General features: G+C 71.5%; 14 protein-coding genes and 1 pseudogene. 6 read left to right on the top strand and 9 right to left on the bottom strand.

What is annotated here, in order from left to right; all coding sequences use genetic code 11:
* Nucleotides 1-214: 214 nt before the first annotated feature.
* Genes CLV67_RS32055 through CLV67_RS32045 form a run of 3 tightly spaced genes read right to left on the bottom strand, consistent with a single transcriptional unit; the run spans nt 215 to nt 2,504 of the window.
* A complete protein-coding gene (locus tag CLV67_RS32055) occupies nt 215-1,138 on the bottom strand; it encodes a ferredoxin--NADP reductase (protein WP_106325085.1) in 924 nt (307 codons plus the stop codon).
* Nucleotides 1,138-1,380, bottom strand: coding sequence for a hypothetical protein (locus CLV67_RS32050; RefSeq protein ID WP_106325083.1), 243 nt, complete (start codon nt 1,378-1,380; stop codon nt 1,138-1,140). Before CLV67_RS32050 ends, CLV67_RS32055 begins: the two co-directional genes overlap by 1 nt.
* Complete coding sequence (locus CLV67_RS32045; protein ID WP_106325081.1) at nt 1,377-2,504, bottom strand: 3-ketosteroid-9-alpha-monooxygenase, oxygenase component; 1,128 nt, start codon at nt 2,502-2,504, stop codon at nt 1,377-1,379. Before CLV67_RS32045 ends, CLV67_RS32050 begins: the two co-directional genes overlap by 4 nt.
* An 81-nt stretch (nt 2,505-2,585) precedes the next feature.
* On the opposite strand from CLV67_RS32045, the gene hsaA reads away from it, so the two are divergent.
* From hsaA to hsaB, 4 genes are all read left to right on the top strand, one after another.
* Complete coding sequence (gene hsaA, locus CLV67_RS32040) at nt 2,586-3,752, top strand: 3-hydroxy-9,10-secoandrosta-1,3,5(10)-triene-9,17-dione monooxygenase oxygenase subunit (protein WP_106325079.1); 1,167 nt, start codon at nt 2,586-2,588, stop codon at nt 3,750-3,752.
* Nucleotides 3,753-3,756: 4 nt separating this feature from the next.
* Nucleotides 3,757-4,572, top strand: a complete 816-nt coding sequence (gene hsaD, locus CLV67_RS32035) for a 4,5:9,10-diseco-3-hydroxy-5,9,17-trioxoandrosta-1(10),2-diene-4-oate hydrolase (RefSeq protein ID WP_106325077.1) — start codon at nt 3,757-3,759, stop codon at nt 4,570-4,572.
* Entirely contained in the window at nt 4,569-5,477 is a 909-nt protein-coding gene (gene hsaC / locus CLV67_RS32030; RefSeq protein ID WP_106325075.1) for an iron-dependent extradiol dioxygenase HsaC, read from the top strand. The genes hsaD and hsaC overlap by 4 nt, the downstream gene beginning before the upstream one ends.
* 101 nt (nt 5,478-5,578) lie before the next feature.
* Nucleotides 5,579-6,130, top strand: coding sequence for a 3-hydroxy-9,10-secoandrosta-1,3,5(10)-triene-9,17-dione monooxygenase reductase subunit (gene hsaB / locus CLV67_RS32025; protein ID WP_203737734.1), 552 nt, complete (start codon nt 5,579-5,581; stop codon nt 6,128-6,130).
* 567 nt (nt 6,131-6,697) lie between these two features.
* Here hsaB and CLV67_RS54825 read toward each other — a convergent pair.
* The 6 genes and pseudogenes from CLV67_RS54825 to CLV67_RS31995 all read right to left on the bottom strand — a co-directional run bounded on the left by CLV67_RS54825 (nt 6,698) and on the right by CLV67_RS31995 (nt 14,474).
* Nucleotides 6,698-8,842: a serine/threonine-protein kinase gene (locus tag CLV67_RS54825; protein WP_106325071.1), complete on the bottom strand. Its 2,145-nt coding sequence runs from the start codon at nt 8,840-8,842 to the stop codon at nt 6,698-6,700.
* Nucleotides 8,843-8,851: 9 nt separating this feature from the next.
* A complete protein-coding gene (locus CLV67_RS32015; RefSeq protein WP_106325069.1) occupies nt 8,852-9,823 on the bottom strand; it encodes an acyl-CoA dehydrogenase family protein in 972 nt (323 codons plus the stop codon).
* 184 nt (nt 9,824-10,007) lie between these two features.
* Nucleotides 10,008-11,021 (bottom strand): annotated as a pseudogene (locus CLV67_RS32010) (acyl-CoA dehydrogenase family protein); the annotation flags it as partial.
* A complete protein-coding gene (locus CLV67_RS32005) occupies nt 11,018-12,151 on the bottom strand; it encodes an acyl-CoA dehydrogenase family protein (protein WP_106325065.1) in 1,134 nt (377 codons plus the stop codon). The pseudogene CLV67_RS32010 and the gene CLV67_RS32005, both read right to left, overlap by 4 nt.
* Nucleotides 12,148-12,984 (bottom strand): enoyl-CoA hydratase, encoded by an 837-nt coding sequence (locus tag CLV67_RS32000; RefSeq protein ID WP_106325063.1) that lies wholly within the window; start codon nt 12,982-12,984, stop codon nt 12,148-12,150. Before CLV67_RS32000 ends, CLV67_RS32005 begins: the two co-directional genes overlap by 4 nt.
* On the bottom strand, nt 12,981-14,474 hold the full coding sequence (locus tag CLV67_RS31995) for a FadD3 family acyl-CoA ligase (protein WP_106325061.1): 1,494 nt from the start codon (nt 14,472-14,474) through the stop codon (nt 12,981-12,983). Before CLV67_RS31995 ends, CLV67_RS32000 begins: the two co-directional genes overlap by 4 nt.
* A 54-nt stretch (nt 14,475-14,528) precedes the next feature.
* On the opposite strand from CLV67_RS31995, the gene CLV67_RS31990 reads away from it, so the two are divergent.
* Both CLV67_RS31990 and CLV67_RS31985 read left to right on the top strand, forming a co-directional pair.
* On the top strand, nt 14,529-15,704 hold the full coding sequence (locus CLV67_RS31990; RefSeq protein ID WP_106325059.1) for an acyl-CoA dehydrogenase family protein: 1,176 nt from the start codon (nt 14,529-14,531) through the stop codon (nt 15,702-15,704).
* Nucleotides 15,701-16,471 carry an SDR family oxidoreductase gene (locus tag CLV67_RS31985; RefSeq protein WP_106325057.1) on the top strand — a complete coding sequence of 257 codons (771 nt, stop codon included), beginning with the start codon at nt 15,701-15,703 and terminating at the stop codon, nt 16,469-16,471. Before CLV67_RS31990 ends, CLV67_RS31985 begins: the two co-directional genes overlap by 4 nt.
* Nucleotides 16,472-16,483: the final 12 nt, after the last annotated feature.

The raw sequence follows: 16,483 nt of genomic DNA, 5'->3' as shown, positions 1-16,483 counted from the left end.
CGCGACGACGGAGGACGGTGCCCGCGGGGCGGCGGCGGTGGCGGGTGGCGCGTCAGGCGTTCGAGAGGGTGGCCGGTGTCGATTCTGGTGACGATCTCCAGCGGGTGCAGCCTATCGGTGAGGAACCGCTTCAGCCCCGGCGGTCGCGCTGGGGCCGGTGAGGCGGGCAGCCTCTCGCGCCGTAGGGAACAGAACTCCGCGTAGTCCGTACAATCTAGTAATAAGTAACCGAAACGTGCTCGGTGACCGGGAGCGCCTGGCACGCCAGCGTGTAACCGTCCGCGAAGTCCTCCTCCTCGAGGATCTCGTTGTTGACCAGGGTGACCTCGCCGCTGAGCAGCCGGACCGCACACGCGCCGCACTGGCCCTGCCGGCAGGAGTAGGGCGGGTTGAGCCCGGCGTCGATGATCACGTCGAGGAGTCGTTTCCCGGGCGTCCACGGCAGCACGTGGGTCTGCCCGTCGATGGTCACCTCGGCGACCGATTCCGGGCTGTCGACCGGCTCGATCTCGAACCGTTCGACGCGAATGCGTGCCGCCGGCACCCCGGCCAGTTGCAGCGCTTTCTCGGCGACCGCCACAAAGGCCTCCGGACCACAGACGAAAGCCTCCCTACCGGTGTACGGGATGAGCACGTCCCGCAACGAGTCGGCGGTAGGAACACCCCGCTCGCTGTCGAGCCAATGGTTCACCGGCAGCATCCGGTCGAGCGTGTCCCGGAAGATGACCGCATCGATGTCCCGATTGGCGTAGACGAGAGCCGGCTGCCGCCGCAGCGACTTGACGATCCCCATGATCGGCGTGATTCCCGAGCCCGCCGCCAGCAGCAACAGCTCGTCGTCGAGCGAGTCCGGCGTGAACGTCCCGGCGGGTCCGGCCATTTCCAGAACGTCGCCGGCCTTGACGTTGTCGCAGATCCAGTTCGACACCTGCCCGCCCGGCACCCGTTTCACGGTGACCGTGGGCGCCGCGTCGATTCCCGGCGCGCTGGACAGCGAGTAGCAGCGCGCCCCGGCCGGAGTCCGCACCGTCAGATATTGGCCCGGCTGATAGTCGAGGTCGGTGTCGAGCACCAGGGAAAAGGCGTCCGCGGTCTCCGGGACGACAGCACTGATCCGGATCGGCCGGAAGGACGGCATCAACTCACCTCCAGACGGCCCTCACGTACCGCTCGGTCGATGCTTTCGCGCAGTTTCGGGCAGGTCGGCACGAGCGCCGTGGGCCGCCCGCCCGCCTCGGCGGTGAGCAGCGCACACGCCCCGCCGGTCCATTGGACGCTGGTCTGCATCGTGCTGCGCTTGCCGGCCCGGACCGGCATCCCGCACTCGTCGCAGCCGACGCCGACCAGGCCGCCCTCCAGGTATTCGGAGCGTTCGCTCATGACGCGGCGGCCCGCGCCTGGTTCTCGGCGACCTCGGCCTCCCAGGTCTGCACCGCGCGGGTGGTGTCGACCTCGAACTCGTAACGGGCCACCATGTCGTCGGTGATGTCGTCGACGTCGACATAGAACTGCTCGTACCACCGCCGCAGCTGGTAGACCGGCCCGTCCTCGGCGCAGAGCAGCGGGTTGTCGATGCGGGTCTTGTTCTTCCAGATCTCCACGTCCTGCAGGAACCCGACGCCGATGCTCTGGGAGAACTTCGCCGCAGCCCTGGCCGCCTGCTCGGTCGTCAGGCCGGGCAGGCGCTTCATGATCACGCCCCACTGGAGCACGAACGAGTCCGGGCTGACCGGGTAGTGGCAGTTGATCAGCACCGACTCGATGTTGATGCCGTTCCAGTCGTTGTAGAGGTAGTCGATCATGTAGGACGGCCCGTAGTAGGCGGCCTCCGACCGCAGCGTGGACTCCCCGGACTGGCTCGCCGCGGACGGCACGTCCGGCCGCGGCCGGGTGTTCAGGAACTGCGCCGCCACGTGACCCTCCATGACGTTCTTGAAGAACGTCGGGAAGGCGAAGTGGATGTAGAAGAAGTGCGCCATGTCGACGACGTTGTCGATGATCTCCCGGCAGTTCGCGCCGTCGATGCGTACCGAGTCCCAGGTCCAGTCGCTCCACTCGTCGGAGAAGGCGCCCTCGATGCGGGGGATCGCGACCTCGGGCGGTGGCGGGTTGCCCTGCGGATCGTTCCAGACGAACAGCTGACGGTTCTGTTCACAGGTCGTCCAGGAGCGGGTGCGGGCCCGCATCGGGATGCGATGCGCGTACGGCACCTCGACACATCGGCCCTCGCCGTTCCACCGCCAGTCGTGGAACGGGCACGCGATCGTGTCGCCCTTGATCGTGCCCTGGGTGAGGTCGCCGCCCATGTGCCGGCAGTAGCCGTCGAGCACGTGCAACGCGCCGTCCGAGTCGCCGAAGACCACGAGTTTCGTGCCGAACGCCTCGATCGCGTGCGGCCGGCCGTCGCGGAACTCCTCGGCCAGCCCCAGGCAGTGCCAGCCCCGGGCGAATCTCGCGGGTGGTCTGCCGACGTCGATGGTGCGCGGTTGCTGGCTGATGCTCATGAGCCGCTCCTGGTCGTCAGGTAGAACGTGTTCTAGTATAGGGGGCGCTCGACACGCGGCCAACCAGCCTGGAGGGATCTCATGGAAGCGGTCCTCGCCGGAGTTCGAGAACTGTTACCTGTTCTGCGGGAGCGCGCTCAGGAGACCGAGGATCGCCGCGCGCTGGCACCGGAAACCGTCAAGGCGCTCGCCGAGACCGGCTTCTTCCGCCTGCTGCAACCGGCCCGCTTCGGCGGTTACGAGGCGCACCCGCTCACGTTCCTCACCGCGGTCCGCGAGATCGCCTCGGCCTGCGGCTCCACCGGCTGGGTCGCCTCGGTCGTCGGCGTGCACCCCTGGCAGCTCGCGCTCTTCCCGGACCGGGCCCAGCAGGAGGTCTGGGGCACCGACACGAGCACCCGTATGTCGTCGTCGTACGCGCCCACCGGCAAGATCACCCGGGTCGACGGCGGATACCGCGTCAACGGCCGCTGGAGCTTCTCGTCCGGCTGCGACCACGCCACCTGGGTGCTGCTCGGCGGCATCGTCCCACCCGGCGACGACGGCACGCCCGCCGACTTCTGCACCTTCCTGCTGCCGGCCGCCGACTACACCATCGAGGACGTCTGGCACACCGTCGGCCTGCGCGGCACCGGTTCCAACGACATCGTCGTCGACAACGCCTTCGTCCCGGCCCACCGCGCGCTGAGCTTCAACGACACGGCCCGCTGCGTCTGCCCCGGCCAGGAGCAGAACCCGGGACCCCTTTACCGGATCCCGTACGCGTCGATCTTCACCTACGCGATCACCACGCCCATCATCGGCATGGCGACCGGCGCCTACCGCGCCCACGTCGACTACACCCGCGAGCGGGTCCGGGCGGCCTATGCCGGCGTCAAGGCAGCCGAGGACCCGCATTCGCAGGTCCGCGTCGCCGAGGCCGCCGCCGACATCGACTCCGCCTGGTACGCGGTCGAGGCCAACATGCGCGAACTCATGGACCTCACCACGGCCGGCGCCAAACTCCCCATGCCGCTGCGCCTGCGGATACGCCGCGACCAGGTCCGCGGGACCGCGTTCGCCATCCGCGCCGTCGACCGCCTCTTCGAGAACTCCGGCGGCCGCGCGCTCGCGGTCGGCACCCCGATCCAGCGCTTCTGGCGCGACGCCCACTCCGGCCGGGTCCACGCGATCAACGACCCGGAACGGGCACTGTCCATGTTCGGCCGCGGCGAGTTCGGCCTGCCGCTCAACGACGCGATGGTGTGAACCCATGACACTCGCCTTTCACCGCGACGGCGCGGGGCCTCCGGTGGTCCTGCTCCACGGGGGCGGTCCCGGTGCCTCCGCCAAGAGCAATTTCGGTCGTACGATCCCCGCGCTCGCCTCCTCCTTCGACGTCATCGCGGTCGACCAGCCCGGATACGGTGGCTCGCTCGGCGACCCCATCGTCGGGCAGTACTTCACCCACGCCGCCTCGCAGCTCGCCGCCCTGCTCGACAAGCTCGGCATCGAACAGGTCGACCTGATCGGCAACTCGCTCGGCGGCGGCACGGCCGTGCGATTCGCTCTGACACACCCGCAACGGGCCCGGCGACTGCTCCTGATGGGACCCGGCGGACTCTCACTCAACGTCTTCTCCGCCGACCCGACCGAGGGGGTCAAGCGACTCGGCGCGTTCGGCCGTGACCCGAGCCGCGAACGGCTGGGCGCGTTCCTCCGTACCCTCGTGTTCGATCCGTCCTTGATCACCGACGAACTGATCGAGGAACGTTTCCAGGCCGCGCGCGACCCGGCGGCCATGCGGGCGATGCGCGAGATGGGTGCGTCGTTCAGCGACCCGCGCACGTACGAGGAAGGGATGCTCTGGCGCGAAGCGCACCGCCTCCGCCACGAGACCCTGCTCGTCTGGGGCCGCGAGGACCGCGTCAATCCGCTCGATGGCGCCCTGGTCGCGTTGAAGGTCCTGCGCAACGCCCGCCTGCACGTCTTCGGCGGCTGCGGCCACTGGGCCCACCTGGAGAGATTCGACGAGTTCAACCGCCTGGCCATCGACTTCCTGTCTCCGTCCGGAGAGGACCGCTCGTGAGCAACCTGATCCGATCGCTCGGCTACCTGCGTGTGGAAGCCACCGACCTGCCCGCCTGGCGCGACTTCGGTGTCAAGGTGCTCGGCATGACCGAGGGCCGCGGCCCCGACCCGCAGGCCGTCTACCTGCGCATGGACGACCTGCCGGCCCGCATCGTGGTGGTGCCCGGCGAGAAGGACCGCCTGGCCGCCTCCGGCTGGGAACTGGCCGACCCGGCCGCTCTGACCAGGCTCGTCCAGACTCTCGACGAGGCCGGCATAGCCGTCAAGCCGGCCGGTGCCGACGAGCTCGCCGACCGCCGCGTCTCCCACCTGATCAGCGTCGACGACCCGGCCGGCAACCGCCTCGAGTTCTTCTGCGGAGCGGCCCTGGACACCCGGCCGTCGCTGAGCGCGTACGGAACCCGGTTCGTCACCGGTGACCAGGGCATGGGCCACGTCGTCCTGCCCGCGCGCGACGACCCCGCGTCCCTGCGGTTCTGGACCGAGGTCCTGGGCTTCCGCCTCCGCGACTCGATGCGGCTGGTCCCCGAGCACCTGGGCCTGCCGCCCAGCGACCGCCCCCTGTGGATGCGCTTCCTCGGCTGCGGCCCGCGCCACCACAGCGTCGCCCTGGCACCGATACCGGCCCCCAGCGGCCTGATCCACCTGATGATCGAGACCGAGACCCTCGACGACGTGGGCCGGGCCATCGACCGCTGCGCCCGCAACAGAGCCCCGATGATCTCCACCCTGGGTCGCCACGCCAACGACGAGATGGTCTCCTTCTACGTCCGGACCCCGAGCGGCTTCGACATCGAGTACGGCTACGGCGGCCTCACCGTCGACGACACCACCTGGGTGGCCCGCCAGACCACGGCCCACAGCGTCTGGGGCCACCGCTTCTCCGCCGGCGGCGGCCATTGACCACCCATCCGCCTTCCTTCTCCCACCCCGCCGGCTCGCCCTCCCTTCCCGCCGACCCCTCGTCTCCCGCCGACCCCTCGTCTCCCGCCGATCCCTCATCTCTGCCGGCCGGCGACGGCGGTCGCCGGTTCCGGCAGGTGTTCGGGCATTTCGGAACAGGCGTCACGGTGATCACGACGGCTGACTCGGACGGCCCGGCGGGCTTCGCCTGCCAGGCGTTCGCGCCGCTGTCGCTGGACCCGCCGCTGGTGCTCTTCTGCCCGCAGAACGGCTCGGACACCTGGCGCCGCATCCACGCCACCGGGATCTTCTGCGTCAACATCCTCGCCTCCGACCAGCGGGACGTCTCCCGGCTCTTCGGAACCCGGGGCGCCGACCGGTTCGCCGCCCTCGACTGGACTCCGGCGCCGTCCGGAGCGCCCGTCCTCGCCGGTGCCCTGACGTGGGCCGAGTGTGCTGTCGAAGCGGTCCATCCGGGCGGCGACCACGTCGTCGTCATCGGCCGGGTCACCACCCTGGGGCCGTGCCGCGACACCGCGCCGCTGCTCTTCCACCGCAGCCGCTACACCACTGTCACGCCGACGTCCCCCTACGAGCCGCCCGAGGTCGTGGACACCCTGCTCTCGTGGCCCCGCCACACCGACTGGATCTGACCCGCCTGCCGTACGTGGTGGTGTACGTCTGGCGGTCCTGCATGCGGTTTCCAGCTCGATCGAAGACCGCGTCATGATCCGGTGCTCGGGAGGGCGGTGTTGTGGAGCGCCCGTGCTGCGGCAGTGGGGTCACACGCAGCCATTGCGTGCGGCCTTGCCGTCGTGAGGGCGGCGGTGAATGTCCACGGACCGGCAATGTGGGATCTCACCGTTGCTGCCGGCGACCTCGGGAGCACACGCTGAGCCCGAGCGTGTGTCTCGCGGGTGACGGCGGCAGGCAGAACCGGCCGTGGTGATCGTCAGGCGACCCGTGATGGTGGGTGCCGCGGGCGACTCGAACCGCGCAAGATCACGCCGAGGAGTCTCCGGCGGAGGTCTGGCCGATCGCCGTGCCCTGGGCCTGCAACGGTGCGGCCCATGGCGATGCGAACGTTGCGGCTTTCTCCCGTGAGCTGCCGGCGTCGCGTTCGGCCTGATGCGGCTCTCGGGATCATCCATGAGCGGGTGGCGCTCACCGTGCCGTCCGGGATCGGCATCGACCTCACCGGGAGCGAGCGGAGGTGACCGTCAGGTGCAGTGGGACCATTCGCTGAGGAAGGTCAGGCCGCCGATCGTGCCGCCCCAGCGGATGCAGGTCGACGGCGCCGCCGCGGTCACCGGGCCGGCGTAGTACTGGAACGAGCCCTTGTCGGCCTTGGTCACGCCGTCCTGCACCTCGAGCGCCGCAGCCATGGCGGTCTTCTGGTCGAGGGTGTTCGCCTTGATGGTGACCACGCAGTTCATTCCGCCGGAAGCGCGGTGGAGCAGGTAGATCGTGCCACGCAGCACCCCGGCGGACGTCGTCAGCTTCTTCGAGTTGATCACCGTGTAGCCGGCGCCGCAGAGTTCGACCGGGTCGTCGTGCGGGTTGGTCACCGGGGTGGTCGAACCCGGGTCGCCACCCGGGCCGCCACCCGGGTCGGTGGTCGCGGTGGCGGTCGGTTCTCCGGAGGTGTCCGGACCGGCCGTGGCCCCGTCCTCACCGGGTGCGGTCGTCACTGTGGCATTCCCGCTCCTCGGCGACGGTTTCTGTCCGCCCGGGCGGGTGCTGGTCCGGTTGCGGGGCTTCTCGCCGTCGCCGCCCGCCTGCGGCTGATCGGCTGGGAGACCACCGGCCTGCGACTCGACGATCGGAGGGCTGCCGCCGGCGCGGTTGCCCAGGATGATGCCGACGCCCGCGAGCAGAGCCACGACGGCGGCGGCCGCGAGCGCCACGGTCATGTTGCGCCGCCGCGCCGAGGCGGCGCCATCACCGCCGGCCGGGCCGGCAGCGGCGGGTGCGAAGCCCGCGGCAGACCCGGTCCCGGCAGACCCGGTTCCAGCAGACCCGGCATAGCCGGCCCCGGCAGCGCCGGCTGCCGGGAAGCCCGAAGTCGCCGAGCCCGCGGCGTAGCGGCCGCGCGACGGCCCACCGACCTGGGCCGACCCGGGAGCGAACGACCCGGGCCCGGCGCCGCCGGGCCGGGCAGGCGAGACCGGAACCGCACCGGACGCGGCGGAGCCATGCGGATGACCGGGCCCATGCGACGAGGCAGGCCCGCGCGACGAACCAGAACCGTGCGATGGCGCAGCCCCATGCGTCGAAGTAGGCCACTGCGGCACCGCTGACCCGTGCGGCGAACCCGAGCCGTGCGGCGAGGCAGGTCCTTGCGGCGAACCCGAGCCGTGCGGCAAAGCAGCACCCTGCGCCGATCCGGTCCCGTGTGACAGGCCAGGAGCCTGGGACAGAGCGGAACCGGTCGACGCGGCAGAACCCTGCGGGAGAGCAGAACCCGGAGAGAGGGCAGCACCGTGCGACGCGGGCCCGTACGACAGCGGGCTGCCGCCGGAGGCGATCAGGCCCGGCTGGGAGGCCGCGCCCCGAGCCGCCGCAGCCAAACCGGACGCGCTGGGGAAACGCCGGCCGGGGTCCTTGGCCAGCGCCCGCAGCACCACCGACGCCACCGCGGGCGGCACGTCCGGCGGCAGCACCGGCGGCTGGCCGTGGACGAGCTGGGCGAGGACCGCGAGCGGATTGTCGCCGACGTACGGCGGCCGCCCGGTCAGGCAGCTGAACGCGACGGCGCCGAGCGCGTACACGTCGGTGGCGGCCGTGACCGGCCGGCCCTCGGCCTGTTCCGGCGCCATGTAGTGTGCGCTGCCGAGCACCACGTTCGTGCTGGTGATGCCGGTGATCCCGGTGGACCGGGCGACCCCGAAGTCGACGAGCACGATGGCGCCGGCCGGCCGGACGAGCAGGTTGCTGGGTTTGACGTCGCGGTGCACGATGCCGGCCTCGTGGGCGGCGTGCAGCGCGTCGGCGACCTGGGCGACAGCGGTCATCGTCTCACCAGCGCCGAGGCGACCGGCCTGCTGGATCTTCTTCGACAGCGGGGTGCCGTCGATGTACTCCATCACGAGATAGTCGAGCCGGTGTGCGCCGACCTGTGCGTTCTCGCCGTAGTCGTAGACCTGCACGATGCCCGGGTGGCGTAGCGCGGCCATCATCCGGGCCTCTGAGCGGAACCGGGTGATGAAATCCGAATCGGACATGAGTGCGGGGAGGAGCACCTTGACCGCGATCTCCCGGTGCAGCAGCAGGTCGTCGCCGCGCCACACCTCGCCCATGCCGCCCGCCGCGATCCGCTGGGTCAACTGGTAGCGGCCGTTGAGCACGTCCCCCGGTGAAAGCACCGGATCATGCTAGTGGGCGAAGTCCACCAGGACCGTCGATGTGAGCCGTGCGACATGTACGTCCGGCGGTCCGTAGAGCCGCGCGGACGCCCACGCCCGCCGCAGGAACCGGTGGGCGTCGTGTTCCCAGGTGATCGCGATGCCGCCGTGCATCTGCACCATCTCGGCGGCCGTCGCGCGCAGCGTCTCCGAGCAGGTGACCTTCGCGACGGCGGCCAGCCTGCTGGCGTCGGGTGAGCCGCTGACCAGGGCGTCGACGGCGGTCTGGGAGGCGGAGCGGGCGGCCTGTACCCGGACGTACGCCTCGGCGAGCCGATGCTGCAGCACCTGGAACGAGCCGATCGGCCGTCCGAACTGGTGCCGTTCCTTGACGTAGGCGACGGTCAGTTCGAGGGCGCGCTCGGCGGTGCCGACCTGTTCGGCGGAGAGTGCCGCGCAGGCGAGGTCACGCAGGTCGGCAGCCGTGCCGGACGGGACGGCCGGGCGCCGGTCGAGCCGCACGGCGCCGACCTGCCTGCTCAGGTCGATGGTGTGTCCGACGTCGTCGCCGGACTCCACCTCGTACAGTCTGCCGTCCACCACGACGAGCAGCACATCAGCGGCGAACACGTCCCGGAACTCCCCGCTGACCAGCCCGTCCTCGACGGTCGCGGAACCGTCCCAGGCGGCGGTCACGGTCCGTTCACCGGCGCAGATCGCGGGCAGCAGCCGGGCGCGCGCCTCCTCGTCCCCGCAGCGCAGCAGTGCTTCCACGGCCAGCAGGCTGCCGAGCATCGGGACGGGGCTCAGCACCCGGCCGAGTTCCTCCAGCACGATCGCCGCCTCGGCCAGGGTGGCGCCGGCTCCGCCGTACTCCTCCGGAATGGTGAGCCCCGCGACCCCGATCTCCTTGCACAACCTCGCCCACAGATCCACGTCGGGCCCGGCGGAGCCGACCAGGCCGCGCACCGCGGACCGCAACGCCGCATGCTCCTCCAACATAAGATCAACTTCTTTCTTCTTCGGTACGGGCGACGCCCGCACCCGCCGATTGCAGGCCGCCCCGTGACTCCGACGCGACGTCCGCGTCACTCGCGGCCCCAAGGCCGCTCACGGGCTGAGGCGTGGGGTCACCGGCTGTCGCACCGGCCTGCGGTGCCTCGCGCACCCCGATCGGGCCGTCCGGGCCGCCGCTGATCGCCGCGAGCACCCGCCGCCGATGCTGGTCCGGTGTGCCCCAGGACAGATGCAGCGCCCGGACCAGCGTCAGATACCGCCCGAGCCGGTGCTCCGCGGTGTACCCGATGGCCCCGTGCACCTGCAACGCCGTCCGCGCCGCGAGCAGCGCCGCACGTCCACAGGCGACCTTGGCCGCCGAAACATCGCGCCCGGCGTCAACATCAGCCGCCGGGATCCCGCTCGCCCGGTCGAGGGTGACCGCCGCCGACCCGCCCGTCTCGTCGAGGGTGACCGCCGCTGACCCGCCCGTCTCGTTGAGGGCGACCGCCGCCGCGTACAGCAGCGGCCGCGCGAAGTCGAGCGCCACCGACACGTCCGCCAGCCGGTGCCGGACCGCCTGGAAGGCTCCGATCGGCCGCCCGAACTGGGTCCGTGTCCGCGCATGCTCGACCGACATGTCCAGCAGGGCCCGGCCGGCGCCGAGCAGTTGAGCCGAACACGCCAGCACCCCGAGATCGAGCGCCCGCCCGACCGGACGACCGGTTCCGACGAGGGCGCCCCTCTGCACCGCGACGAGCCGTCGAGCCGGATCCATCGATCGGTGAACCTCGCCGGCTCGCCCGAGATGGACCGTGTCCCCGTCCACGAGGAGAAGCAGATCCACGGCGTCCCCGTCGAGGGCGTACGGAAGCCACGGCGCCGCCGCCAGCGACGCGATCAACCGTCCTGTGACGAGCCCCGGGAGCCGCCTGACATCCCCCGGGAGCAGCGCCGGAGCCGCCGCGATCGACTCGGCGACCGGCCCCGCGACCGCATGCCGCCCGAGCTGCTCACAGGCGACCACGAGGTCGTCCGCTCCCGCGCCGAGCCCGCCGTACCGCTCCGGAACCGTCAACCCGGTGACACCGACGTCGCCGAGCGCCGCCCACAGCCGCCGCATCGGGGCGGACTCGTTCCCCGTCAGCATCTCGTGCAGCACCTGCGCGAAGCGGCGCTGCTCCTCGGACGGCCCGAGCCTCATCGCGGCAACCCCAGCTCACGTTGTGCGAGGATGTCCCGCTGTATCTCGTTGGTCCCCGCATAGATCGGCCCGGCCAGCGAGAACAGGTAGCCGCCGGTCCACCCGGGCGTGATCTCGGCGTGCGGTCCGAGCAGGTCGAGCGCGGTCTCGTGCAGGCCGGCGTCCATCTCGGACCAGAACAGTTTGGTGGCACTGGGCGAGACCGGCTCCTCGAGTGCCGCATACGCCTGCATCCGGTAGGCCCGAGCCCCGATCCAGGCGTCCACCACCCGGCCGGCGTCCACCGCCGTCTCCGGCCCGCTGTCACCGCGCTGGGTGCCGGCCGGGGACGAGCGCCAGAGTTCGATCAGACGGCCGGCGGCGGCGGTGAAGCGGCCCGGACCGCGCAGCGACAGCCCGCGTTCGTGGCCCGCTGTGCTCATCGCGACCCGCCAGCCGTCGCCCGGCGTGCCGATCACGTCGGCGTCCGGCACGAACACGTCGTCGAGGAAGATCTCCGCGAACCCGGCCGTGCCGTCGAGCTGCCGGATCGGCCGTACCGTCACGCCGGGCGCCCGCAGGTCGAACATCAGGTACGTGAGCCCGTGATGCCGCGGCTCGCCGGGATGACTGCGGAACAGCCCGAACGCCCGGTCCGCGACGACTGCCCGCGAACTCCACGTCTTCTGCCCCGACAGCACCCACCCGCCGTCACCCCGGACCGCCCGCGACCGGATCGACGCGAGATCACTGCCCGCCGACGGTTCGGACCAGGCTTGTGCCCACACCTCGTCACCACGGGCCATCGGCGGCAGCACCCGCGCGCACTGTTCGGCGGTTCCGTGCGCGAGCAGGGTCGGCGCCAGCAGGAACAGACCGTTCTGTCCGATCCGCACGGGCGCCCCGGCCGCGTGATACTCCTCGTCGAACAGCAGCGCGTGCAGCGGCGGCGCGGCCCGCCCGCCGTAGTCGACCGGCCACGACACGGCCGCCAGCCCGGCGTCCGCGAGCTTGCGCTCCCACGCGCGGTGCGCGGCGGCGCCGGCCGGGGTGTCGACGGCGGGCAGGGGAGCAGAAAGAACGTTCTCTCCGAGAAAGGCACGCACAAGATCGCGGAACGCGACAGCCTCAGCGTCCAGATCGAGGTTCACTCCGCGGCCCGCTTCATCGCCGCCGCGTCCAGCCCCGCCAGCGGATCATCGCTGACCTCGGCGTTGTGCGAGTGCGCGACATGATGCAGCCCGAACACCGAGTCCATCCCGGCGCGCATGCCCATCTGGTCCTCGCACTGGTTGACCGCCCGTTTGGCGAGCGCCAGCCCGAACGGCGGCATCGTGGCGACCTTCGCGGCCAGGGCGAGAGTCTCGGTCTCCAGAGCGGCACGCGGCACGATCCGGTTGACCATCCCGATGTCGTACGCCCGTCGCGCCCCGAATCTCTCCCCGGTGAAGAGCATCTCCTTGGCGAAACGCGGCCCCACCACCCACGGGTGGGCGAAGTACTCGACGCCCGGGATGCCCATCCGCAGCACCGGATCGGCGAAGAACGCGTCCTCGGCGGCGACGATCAGGTCGCACACCCAGGCGAGCATCAGCCCACCGGCGACGCAGGCGCCCTGCACCATGGCGATCGCCGGTTTCGGGATGTCCCGCCAGCGCCGGCACATGCCCAGGTAGACCTCCGACTCACGGGCGTACCGCCGATCGGCTCCGGCCTTGGTCGTGTGGTCCCACCAGGTCACCGCCCGCCGCGGGAACGACGTGTCGGCGTCGCGTTCCGGAGTGCCGATGTCGTGCCCCGCGGAGAAGTGCTCACCTGCCCCGGCCAGCACGATCACCCGTACGTCATCGTCGTCGACGGCCCTGGTGAACGCGTCGTCGAGCGCGTACGTCATCGCCGAGTTCTGCGCGTTGCGATAGCGCGGCCGGTTCATCGTGACGACCGCGACCACACCACGCCGCTCGTAGAGCACCTCACCACTCATGGGTTCTCCCGCAGCAGGTATTTGAGGACCTTCCCGCTCGCGTTGTGCGGCAGCCCGGAGCACACCTCGACCGAGCGCGGGGCCTTGTACCCGGCCAGCCGCTCGCGGCAGAACGCGATCACCGCGTCCGGGTCGAACGCGTGGCCGGGCCGCGGCACCACGTAGGCTCGGCCGACCTCCCCGAGCCGTTCGTCGGGCACCCCGATCACGGCCACCTCCGCCACCCCGGGAAGCCCGGCGAGAGCCCGCTCCACCTCGGCCGGATACACGTTGAAGCCGCCGCACACGTACATGTCCTTGAGCCGGTCGGTGATCGTCAGGTTGCCCTGCTCGTCGAGGCGCCCCACGTCGCCGGTGTGCAGCCAGCCGTCCGGGTCGACGGCCGCCGCGGTGGCGTCCGGGTCGTCGAGGTAGCCGAGCATCAGGTTCGGCCCGCGCAGCAGCACCTCGCCGTCCTTCTCGCCGATCCGCACCTCGAATCCGGCTGCGGCCCGTCCGCTGGTGAACGCGATGGTCCGGGTGTCGTCACCGGGCCGGCACATGGTCGCCACCACGGCCTCGGTCAGCCCGTACGCGGTCAGCACGGTCGTGAAGCCCAGCTCGTCGCGGATCCGCTCGACCAGCACCGGCGGCACGGTCGCGGCCCCCGTGACGGCCAGCCGCAGCGAACCCAGCGAGCGCCCGGCGCGGCCCGGATGGTCGAGCAGCCCGATGTAGAGCGTCGGCGGCCCCGGCAGCACGGTGATGTGCTCGTGCTCGATCAGGTCGAGGGTGCGCGGCACGTCGAACACGGCCTGCGGCACGATCGTCGCCCCGCCGGTCAGGCACGCCAGGATGCCGGCTTTCAGGCCGAAACTGTTGAAGAACGGGTTGATCACCAGGTACCGGTCGCGGGCACTCAGCCCGGCGAGCGAGGCCCACGCCCGTGCCACGCCCAGCGACTGCCGGTGCGCGCTCATCACGCCTTTGCTGATCCCGGTGGTGCCGGATGTGAACAGCACGTCGGCGAGGTCGTCCGGCCGTACCGCCTCCGCGGTTCGGGAGGCCTCGGAAAGCGGGACCGCGGCAGCCCGGTCGAGGAACGCGTCCCAGTGCGGCAGTGGCAGCACGAAGGGCGGCAGCACGTCCGGCGGAAGTGACGCGAGCCGGTCGACGCCGAGGAAGGGGCCGGACACGATCAGGCCCCTGGCGTTGCTGCGGGCGATGATGTCGCCCGCCTCGCCACCGGTGAACCGGGTGTTGATCGGTACGAGAGTCGCGCCCGCGCAGGCCACGCCGAGGGCGGCCAGCACCCAGCGCGCGGTGTTCGGCGCCCAGAGCGCGACCCGGTCGCCGGGCTCGATGCCGGACGCGATCAGCGCGCGGGCCACGGTCATCACGTCGTCGTGCAGCTCGGCGAAGTCCCACCTGCGCTGATACGGATCGACCAGCGCGGGCTCCCTGCCGAACTCGCGGGCCGCGTGCGCCACCGCCGCCGGAACGGTCTCCATCGGACCTCCCAGGCCGTACCGAGACCTTTACCAAGCAAGTGCTTGGTCGGTAGCGTGAGCCTACGCGTGATCGGGGAGGCGACGCCAGTGACCGACGACGATGCGTTCCGGCGGGAGATCCGCGCATGGCTCGCCGCCAACATGACCGCCGAGCTGCGCGGAACGGGCGGCGTCGGCCGGGAGAACGAGGCCTTCGAGCTGCGGCTCGCCTTCGCCCGGCGGCTCGCCGCGGCGGGCTGGAGCACGCTGGCCTGGCCGGTGGCGCACGGTGGGCGCGGCGCGTCACTGTCGCAGCAGGTGATCTTCCATGAGGAGTACGCGAGAGCCGGCGCCCCGAGCCGCGTCGACCACATCGGCACCACCATGGTCGGTCCCACGCTGATCGAGATGGGCACACGAGCGCAGCAGCGCCGCTTCCTGCCGGCGCTGGCCGCGGTCGAGGACCTGTGGTGCCAGGGCTACTCCGAGCCGGGCGCCGGTTCCGACCTGGCCGGTGTCACCACGCGGGCCAGGCTCGTCGGCGACCGGTGGGTGATCAGCGGCCAGAAGGTGTGGACCTCGCTGGCCCACGTCGCCGACTGGTGTTTCGTGCTGGCCCGCACGGCTCCCGCACCGGCCGGTGGCCCGCGCTCGGCGGGACTGTCCTACCTGCTCGTGCCGATGCGCCAGCCCGGTGTCACGGTCCGCCCGATCCGGCAGCTGACCGGCGACAGCGAGTTCAACGAGGTCTTCTTCGACGACGCCGTCACCGAGGCGGGTCTGGTCGTCGGCGAGCCGGGGCAGGGCTGGAGGGTCGCCATGGCCACCCTCGCCTACGAGCGCGGCGCCGCCACCGTCGGTCAGCAGGTCGGCTTCCAGCGCGACCTCGACGACCTGGTCGCGGTGGCCCGCAGCACCGGCGCGGCGGCCGACCCGGCACTGCGCGAGCGGCTCACCCGGGCCTGGATCGATCTGACCGTGCTGCGCTCGCACACGCTGCGGATCCTGCGCGAGTCCGCCCCGGCCGCGCCCTCGGTGATCAAACTGCTCTGGACGCGCTGGCGGCAGGGTCTCGGCGAACTGGCCATGGACGTGCTCGCCCACGGCGACGCCGATCCGGCGGCGGTGCGGCGCTGGGAGACGTACTTCCTGTTCAGCCGGGCCGACACCATCTACGGCGGCTCCAACGAGATCCAGCGCGGCATCATCGCCGAACGGGTGCTCGGGCTGCCCCGCCAGGCCCGCGGATGACCGGCCCGTCCGGCCACGGCCTTTTGAGCGGCAAAGTCGTCGTGGTGACCGCGGCGGCCGGCGCCGGCATCGGGTCGGCGGTGGCCCGCCGCTGCCTCGACGAGGGCGCCCGCGTGGTGCTCGGCGACAGTCACGAGCGCCGCCTCGGCGAGACCCGCGACCTGCTGTCGATCGTCCACCCGGGCCGTGTCTGGGCGGTGCCCTGCGACGTCACCGACGAGGCCGCGGTCCGGCGGCTGATCAGCGGGGCGGTCACCCGTTACGGGCGGATCGACGTGCTGGTCAACAACGCCGGGCTGGGCGGTAACCGGCCGGTCACCGAGATGGACGACGCGGAGTGGGAGCTGGTCCTGGACGTGACGCTGACCGGCACGTTCCGGTGCACCCGGGCCGCGCTGCGCCAGATGATCGCGCAGGGCGGGGGAGGGGTGATCGTCAACAACGCCTCCGTGCTGGGCTGGCGGGCGCAGGCCGGTCAGGCGCACTACGCGGCGGCCAAGGCCGGGGTGATGGCGTTCACCCGGTGCACGGCGCTGGACGTGGCGGCGCACGGGATCCGGGTCAACGCGGTGGCGCCGAGCCTGGCGGCCCATCCGTTCCTGGCCAGGGTGATGAGCCAGGCGGAGCTGGACGAGCTGGCCCGGCGGGAGGCGTTCGGGCGGGCCGCCGAGCCGTGGGAGGTGGCGACCGTGGTGGCGTTCCTCGCCAGTGATTACTCGACCTATCTGACCGGTGAGGTCATCTCGGTGAGCAGCCAGCATCCGTAACCCTTTCCATCG

The organism is Actinoplanes italicus (assembly GCF_003001815.1).
GTDB lineage: Bacteria > Actinomycetota > Actinomycetes > Mycobacteriales > Micromonosporaceae > Actinoplanes > Actinoplanes italicus.
The sequence above is the reverse complement of the archived record's forward strand: the minus strand, read 5'-3'. Positions and strand labels throughout refer to the sequence as shown.

What these genes read in the sequence shown, in the direction of transcription:
- CLV67_RS32055 (WP_106325085.1), bottom strand. Translation starts at nt 1,138, where the DNA reads ATGCCGTCCTTCCGGCCGATCCGGATCAGTGCTGTCGTCCCGGAGACC.
- CLV67_RS32050 (WP_106325083.1), bottom strand. Translation starts at nt 1,380, where the DNA reads ATGAGCGAACGCTCCGAATACCTGGAGGGCGGCCTGGTCGGCGTCGGC.
- CLV67_RS32045 (WP_106325081.1), bottom strand. Translation starts at nt 2,504, where the DNA reads ATGAGCATCAGCCAGCAACCGCGCACCATCGACGTCGGCAGACCACCC.
- hsaA (WP_106325079.1), top strand. Translation starts at nt 2,586, where the DNA reads ATGGAAGCGGTCCTCGCCGGAGTTCGAGAACTGTTACCTGTTCTGCGG.
- hsaD (WP_106325077.1), top strand. Translation starts at nt 3,757, where the DNA reads ATGACACTCGCCTTTCACCGCGACGGCGCGGGGCCTCCGGTGGTCCTG.
- CLV67_RS32015 (WP_106325069.1), bottom strand. Translation starts at nt 9,823, where the DNA reads ATGTTGGAGGAGCATGCGGCGTTGCGGTCCGCGGTGCGCGGCCTGGTC.
- CLV67_RS32000 (WP_106325063.1), bottom strand. Translation starts at nt 12,984, where the DNA reads ATGAGTGGTGAGGTGCTCTACGAGCGGCGTGGTGTGGTCGCGGTCGTC.
- CLV67_RS31995 (WP_106325061.1), bottom strand. Translation starts at nt 14,474, where the DNA reads ATGGAGACCGTTCCGGCGGCGGTGGCGCACGCGGCCCGCGAGTTCGGC.
- CLV67_RS31985 (WP_106325057.1), top strand. Translation starts at nt 15,701, where the DNA reads ATGACCGGCCCGTCCGGCCACGGCCTTTTGAGCGGCAAAGTCGTCGTG.